Here is a 7,089-nt window from a genome sequence, read left to right on the forward strand (position 1 = left end):
GAAAATAGTTGCAGCTATGGCAGAATCTAAATATTTACAATTACGATAGTTATAGTTAAAAACTAATAAGATAAAATCAAAATATAAACTATGACCCAAAAATGAGGTATTATACCTCCCCTTTTAAATAGATGGAAATAATAAACTTTCTTGAAATNCCTATTCCCTATTCCCTATTCCCTATTCCCTATTCCCTAGCGCTATAACTGAAATGACTCAATGCCTAAATCCTAATTGTTTAGAATCTAATCCACCAGAAACCAAATTTTGTCAAAGTTGCGATGAAAAATTAGTTTTAGTCGAACGTTATCGAGCCTTAAAAATTATTGGACGGGGTGGTTTTGGTCGAACTTTTCAAGCTGTGGATGAATTTAAACCTTCAAAGCCTTTTTGTGTAATTAAACAATTTTTACCTCAAGCAAAAGGAACAGAAAATTTATCAAAAGCTGCTCTATTATTTGATCAAGAAGCTGAACGTTTAGATACTTTAGGTAGACATCCACAAATTCCCGAACTTTTAGCATACTTTAGTCAAGATAATCGACAATATTTAGTACAAGAATTTATTGATGGGCAAACTTTACAACAGGAATTAACTTGGTCGGGTGCTTTTGATGAAAGGAAAATTTTGGAGTTGTTAAAAAGTTTGTTACCTGTGTTGGAATTTATTCATGCTCAACGGGTGATTCATCGGGATATAAAACCAGAAAATATTATTAGGAGAAAAAGAGATAACCAATTAGTCTTAGTAGATTTTGGTATAGCGAAATTTGTGACAAAGATGGCTTTAACTGTGACGGGAACTATTATTGGTTCTGAAGGATATGCCCCTCCCGAACAAGCAATGGGAAAAGCAACCTTTTCTAGTGATATTTATAGTTTAGGTGTAACTTGTATTCATTTATTAACTGAAGTCGAACCTGTTAACTTATTTGATGTGGGCGAAGATAAGTGGATATGGCAAAATTATTTAAAGTCGAAGGTAAGTGATAAAGTAAAAAATTTATTGGATAAAATGATTATCAGGGCGACTAAGAAAAGATTTCAAAATCCAAGAGAAATTTTGTCGGTTATTAACCATATTTATCCAATGGAAATAAAGTTTATCCCCCCACCACGAATATTTCCAAAACCAACAGCAACACCAGTTATTATTGACACTTCTCCACCACAAACATTTCTCACATCAATACCAGAATCAGAAATAGGAGAAATATTTTCTTTTGACGTAGTGACTGTCAATAACTTTGGCAAAATAATTAACCGCTCTCCCGCTAGTGCCAGACAAAAAATAGAAGACTTAGGTAATGATATTAAATTAGAAATGGTTTATATTCCTGGAGGAAGTTTTATTATGGGTTCCCCAGAAAATGAACAGGGAAGAAGCTCTGATGAAAGTCCGCAACATCAAGTAACTCTCCAACCTTTTTATATGAGTAAATACCCTATTACTCAAGAACAATATCAGGCAATTATGGAAGAAAATCCTTCTCACTTTGAAGGAAAAAGTCGCCCAGTTGAAAATGTTACATGGTATGACGCAGTAGAGTTTTGCCAAAAGCTTTCTGAGAAAACTGGCAAAATTTATAGACTGCCCAGTGAGAGTCGGTGGGAATATGCTTGTCGTGCCCGAACTTCTACTCCTTTTTATTTTGGAGAAACTATAACGTCTGAGTTAGTTAATTATGATGGTAATTATCCTTATAGTAATGCCCCTAAAGATAAATATCGAGGAGAAACAACCAATGTGGGAATTTTTCCTCCCAATGCTTTTGGTTTATACGATATGCATGGGAATGTCTGGGAATGGTGTCTCGATATTTGGCACATTAATTATGATGGTGCGCCTAATGATGGAAGTGCTTGGGAAACTTTGGGAGATAGTAATATAAAAGTCCTTCGTGGAGGTAGTTGGTACAACTATTCTTGGAATTGTCGGAGTGCCAGACGTTACGAAAATGATGGCGATAATCTTATCTACTACAGGGGTTTTCGGATTGTCTCGTCTACCCCGGAAGTAATAAATTTGTTGGATAAAATGACTGTAGATACAACTAACAAAATATTTCAAAATTATGGGGAAATATCGTCAGTTATTAATCAGACTTATCCAAAGGAAAAAACTTTTACCCCTCCACCACAAATATCTCAAAAATTAACAGTACCACCAGTTATTAACGAAACTTTTCCACCACCAACATTTCTCACACCAATACCAGAATCAGAAATAGGAGAAATATTTACTTTTGAAGTAGTAACTGTCAATAATTTTGGCAAAATAATCCGCCGTACTCCCGCTAGTGCCAGACAAAAAATCGAAGATTTAGGTAATGGCATTAAATTAGAAATGATTTATATTCCTGGAGGGAATTTTATTATGGGTTCCCCAGAAGATAAACCACGAAAATACGATATAGAAAGTCCGCCACATCAAGTTACTATTCAACCTTTTTATATGAGTAAATATCCTATTACTCAAAACCAATACCAAACCATTATGGGAGAAAATCCTTCTAACTTTAAAGGAGGAAACTTCCCAGTAGAAAATGTGACATGGCATCACGCTACAGAATTTTGTCAAAGACTCTGTGAGAAAACTGGAAAAATTTATAAACTTCCCAGTGAAAGTCAGTGGGAATATGCTTGTCGTGCCCGAACTTCTACTCCTTTTTATTTTGGAGAAACTATAACGTCTGAGTTAGCTAACTACAATAGCAACTATATTTATGGCAAAGTTTCTAAAAGTAACTATCGACAAGAAACAACAAATGTAGGAATTTTTCCTCCCAATGCTTTTGGTTTATACGATATGCACGGTAATGTCTGGGAATGGTGTCTAGATATTTGGCACGATAATTATAATGGCGCTCCTAATGATGGAAGTGTTTGGGAAAAAGGAGAAAGTATTAATCAAAGAGTTATTCGTGGTGGTAGTTGGAACGATAACCCTAATCATTGCCGGAGTGCTTTCCGCTTTAACAACTATTTTGATAACTGTATAATTAACTTAGGTTTTCGCGTTCTCTTGTTGCCTAATTTTCAGAAAAAGTCTCAAAATACAGGAGCAATATTGTCGGTTATTAACCAAACTTATTCAACGGAAAAAAAGTTTACCCCTCCACCACAAATATCTCAAAAATTAACAGTAACACCCGTTATTAACGAAACTTCTCCACCACAAACATTTCTCACACCAATACCAGAATCAGAAATAGGAGAAATATTTACTTTTGAGGTAGTAACTGTCAATAATTTTGGCAAAATAATTAACCGCACCCCCGATAATGCCAGACAAAAAATAGAAGATTTAGGTAATGGTATTAAATTAGAAATGGTTTATATTCCTGGAGGAAGTTTTATCATGGGTTCCCCAGAAAAAGAAGAACGAAGATTTAATACAGAAACTCCTCAACATCAAGTTACTCTCCAACCTTTTTATATGAGCAAATATCCTATTACTCAAGAACAATATCAAGTCATTATGGATAAAAATCCTTCTTATTTTAAAGGAAGAAATCGCCCTGTAGAGACTGTGACATGGTATAATGCCGCAAAATTTTGTGAACAGCTATCCGAGAAAACAAGAAAAATTTACAGTTTGCCCAGTGAGAGTGAATGGGAATATGCTTGTCGAGCCGGAACAACTACACCATTTTATTTTGGAGAAACTATAACGTCTGAGTTAGCTAACTATAATGGTAACTTTACCTATAAGGATGCTCCAAAAGGTAAATATCAACAACAAACAACAAATGTAGGTAGCTTTCCTCCCAATGCTTTTGGTTTATATGATATGCACGGTAATGTCTGGGAATGGTGTTTGGATATTTGGCACGATAATTATAATGGCGCTCCTAATGATGGTAGTCCTTGGCAAGATAGGGACATAGATAGTTCTCCACTACGGGGTGGTTCTTGGTACGATAATCCTGAGTTCTGCCGTTCTGCTATTCGTGTTAGTTACTTTGGGCGGGTCTTCCGTTACAACTACTTTGGTTTCCGTATTGTCTGTAGTCCCGATTATTTCTTATAAACATCAGAGCGATCGCTATCTAACTTCTACCTATACCTAAATATACATAGAAGCCTATCTTCAGTAGAGGTAAATTTCATTCTGTGAAGCTCCAAAAAAATCAGGGAAAGAAAGGTATTTTGCCTTCCATTCTCTCTAAAATCGTGATAATATTTATTTTAATGGGGTAATTCNCATCAGAGCGATCGCTATCTAACTTCTACCTATACCTAAATATACATAGAAGCCTATCTTCAGTAGAGGTAAATTTCATTCTGTGAAGCTCCAAAAAAATCAGGGAAAGAAAGGTATTTTGCCTTCCATTCTCTCTAAAATCGTGATAATATTTATTTTAATGGGGTAATTCGCCTCTACTCTTGATTTTTGATTCAACACAAAATGCAAAATTGTTGAGGTTGGTAGATTTAGTTTTGATAGTTGCCCAGCTAAAAAATATAGAGAAATTCACATACCATAAAATAGTCAATCTATCAACCAGTCGAAAAATGAGGAGAGAAAAATTAGTCATTCATCTAAAAGTAAGTTAAGGGCGATCACCTATCAAAACAACGAAACTATAGGTATTTCCACGCTCAAAATTCTTGAAAGCAACAACACTCCGTAGGATTATTTTACCATTTAGATGATTCCAGAACAGAGGCAAGGTGCTAAAAATATTGAAACTTCGTTAGAGAGTGGGAAAATTTGTTATCCAACTAGATTTGGCAATTCCCCTGCCGTTAAATCGGAGATTATAACGGCAGGGGAATTGCCGAGAGCAAATTAAATAAAGCAAATTTGTGGAGGTATCGATTTATTTTATCGGATTTATTTAATCCTGTTTTATTCATTGTGTATAGACAAATTTTACACACACTATTATCATAAAAGTCTGGTCGAAAAGAGGCAGGAAATGATCATAAGTCATTGCTATAAAATTAAACCAAATCAAGAACAAATAACTAAGATAGATAATTGGTTAGAACTCTTGAGGAGACATTGGAATTATGCCCTTGGTCAAAGATTAGATTGGTTAAATAGAACTAGATGTCAAATAGACCGATGCTCAATAATTTCATGTCCTATTGGCGAGATTCCTTGTAGACCAGATTATTATTTTCAGCAATCAGCACTTAAAGAAACACGCGCAGTTATTTCCTGAGTATAAAGAAATTTACTCTGAAGTTCAACAAATTAATTTACAAAGACTAGATCAAGCCTGGAAACGCTGGTTAATTCCTGACAAAACAGGTAAAAGATTTGGTAGACCAAGGTTTAAAAAGTCTGGCAAACTAAGGTCATTAAGCTTTAGTAGAGTTAATCATACTAAGGCAGCAGTTAAGTTTGATGGTAAACAAATTATTATTAGCAGATTTGGTGCTATTCCAGTAATATTTCATAGACAAATTCCAGATGGATTTGTTATTAAAACTGCAACCATAACCAAAAAAGCTGATGGATATTATGTTAGTTTTAGTTTGGAAGATAAGTCAGTTCCTAGTTTAATTCCTACAGATAATATCAAAACTGCCGTAGGTATTGATGTAGGTTTGAAAGAGTTTTTGACAACTAATAATGGAGAAAGTGTTCCTGTTCCAAATTTTTCTAGAAAATCTCAATCTAATTTAGCAAGAAAGCAAAGAAAAATAGCTAGAAAAGAAGTTAGGTCTAACAACTGGAAAAAGGCACAAAATAGAATAGCTAAATTACATCAACATATTGCTAGGCAAAGAGAAGATTTTCACGCTCAATACTGCTCATAAGTTAGTTAAAGAATATGATTTAATTGCTGTGGAAAACCTTAATATTAAAGGTTTAGCTAGAAATAGCAAATTATCAAAATCAATTTATGATGTAGCCAGGGGTGCTTTTATTGAAAAATTGAATGCAGTGGCGGTAAAANCATCAACATATTGCTAGGCAAAGAGAAGATTTTCACGCTCAATACTGCTCATAAGTTAGTTAAAGAATATGATTTAATTGCTGTGGAAAACCTTAATATTAAAGGTTTAGCTAGAAATAGCAAATTATCAAAATCAATTTATGATGTAGCCAGGGGTGCTTTTATTGAAAAATTGAATGCAGTGGCGGTAAAACGCGGTGTTCATGTAAGTAGGGGCGAATGGCCATTCGCCCGTACATCCTCACAATACATCACAAAATTGTTCAAAATGTTGTCATAAAGTACCTAAAACTTTATCAGTTAGAACTCCCGAATTGTCCTAAATGTAAAACTGTTTTAGATAGAGATGAGAATGCTGCTGTTAACATATTAAGTAAAGCATTAAATGAGGTGGGTATCACCTTGTCTGCTTGTGGAGGCTTAGACATTAGTCAGCCTGTGAAACAAGAAATTTCTGAGACTTGGATTCAATTATCTCTGTTTTAGAAGCTCCCGTTATAATCTTTGATTTAACGGGAGAAAACTTCACACGATTCAAACCTAAAACCTAAAACCTAATCTAATTAATATTAATCTAACTCATCAGCGATCGCTCGAAATAAAGCAATTGTTTCTACATCATCAATACTTCTATAAATCTTATTACCAGAACCTGTTTTTACTCCGACAAAATTCTTTTCAGGATTAATATAAAGATATTGCCCCCACGCTCCAGTTGCACAATAATCACCCTTTGAACCTTCAGGAATCCACCAATGATATTGATAACCCCACCCAAAATAACTTTCGTCTGTTGCTCCTGGTTTTAAGTGGGAAGTATCAGGTATTGTTGACTCTTTTACCCAACTTTTAGGGATAATTTGTTGTCCGTTAAAATATCCATTGTGTAGATAAACTAAACCAAATTTTGCATAATCTCTCAAAATACAATTCATCCCACAAAAAGTTACTTCAGTTCCATAATTATCTGTTAACCAATAAGCATCTGATTCTGCTCCCATTGGTTGCCATAATTTCTTCTCTAAATAAGTAACAATATTTTGTCCGGTTGTTCGTTTTACTAATAAACTTAATATCTGACTATTTAACCCCATATAGTCAAAATAATTTCCTGATGGGCATTGAGAAGGATAATTTAAAACTGCCTTTTCCATAGGCTGTATATAGAGAAATA

The 7,089-nt window shown here is 34.4% G+C and carries 4 protein-coding genes and 1 pseudogene; 4 read left to right on the plus strand and 1 reads right to left on the minus strand.

The genetic code is table 11. The features are described from left to right. Positions 1–211: 211 nt before the first annotated feature. From AFK68_RS45605 to AFK68_RS17670, 4 genes and pseudogenes are all read left to right on the plus strand, one after another. Positions 212–2,014, plus strand: a pseudogene (locus AFK68_RS45605) (SUMF1/EgtB/PvdO family nonheme iron enzyme); the annotation flags it as partial. Between the two features lie 24 nt (positions 2,015–2,038). Further along, positions 2,039–4,033: a formylglycine-generating enzyme family protein gene (locus tag AFK68_RS45610; protein WP_371357438.1), complete on the plus strand. Its 1,995-nt coding sequence runs from the start codon at positions 2,039–2,041 to the stop codon at positions 4,031–4,033. A gap of 892 nt (positions 4,034–4,925) precedes the next feature. Further along, positions 4,926–5,174: a helix-turn-helix domain-containing protein gene (locus tag AFK68_RS45615; protein WP_094673907.1), complete on the plus strand. Its 249-nt coding sequence runs from the start codon at positions 4,926–4,928 to the stop codon at positions 5,172–5,174. After that, positions 5,098–5,775 carry an RNA-guided endonuclease TnpB family protein gene (locus AFK68_RS17670; RefSeq protein WP_094673908.1) on the plus strand — a complete coding sequence of 226 codons (678 nt, stop codon included), beginning with the start codon at positions 5,098–5,100 and terminating at the stop codon, positions 5,773–5,775. Before AFK68_RS45615 ends, AFK68_RS17670 begins: the two co-directional genes overlap by 77 nt. Positions 5,776–6,484: 709 nt before the next feature. On the opposite strand, the gene AFK68_RS17680 is transcribed toward AFK68_RS17670, so the two are convergent. Next, on the minus strand, positions 6,485–7,089 hold a 605-nt coding region (locus tag AFK68_RS17680; protein WP_210407473.1), incomplete at its 5' end, for a serine hydrolase.

This window comes from Hydrocoleum sp. CS-953, assembly GCF_002260545.1.
Lineage (GTDB): Bacteria > Cyanobacteriota > Cyanobacteriia > Cyanobacteriales > Microcoleaceae > Trichodesmium.

Excerpts from the sequence above, each read along its gene's own strand:
- AFK68_RS45610 (WP_371357438.1), top strand. The coding sequence starts at position 2,039 with ATGACTGTAGATACAACTAACAAAATATTTCAAAATTATGGGGAAATA.
- AFK68_RS45615 (WP_094673907.1), top strand. The coding sequence starts at position 4,926 with ATGATCATAAGTCATTGCTATAAAATTAAACCAAATCAAGAACAAATA.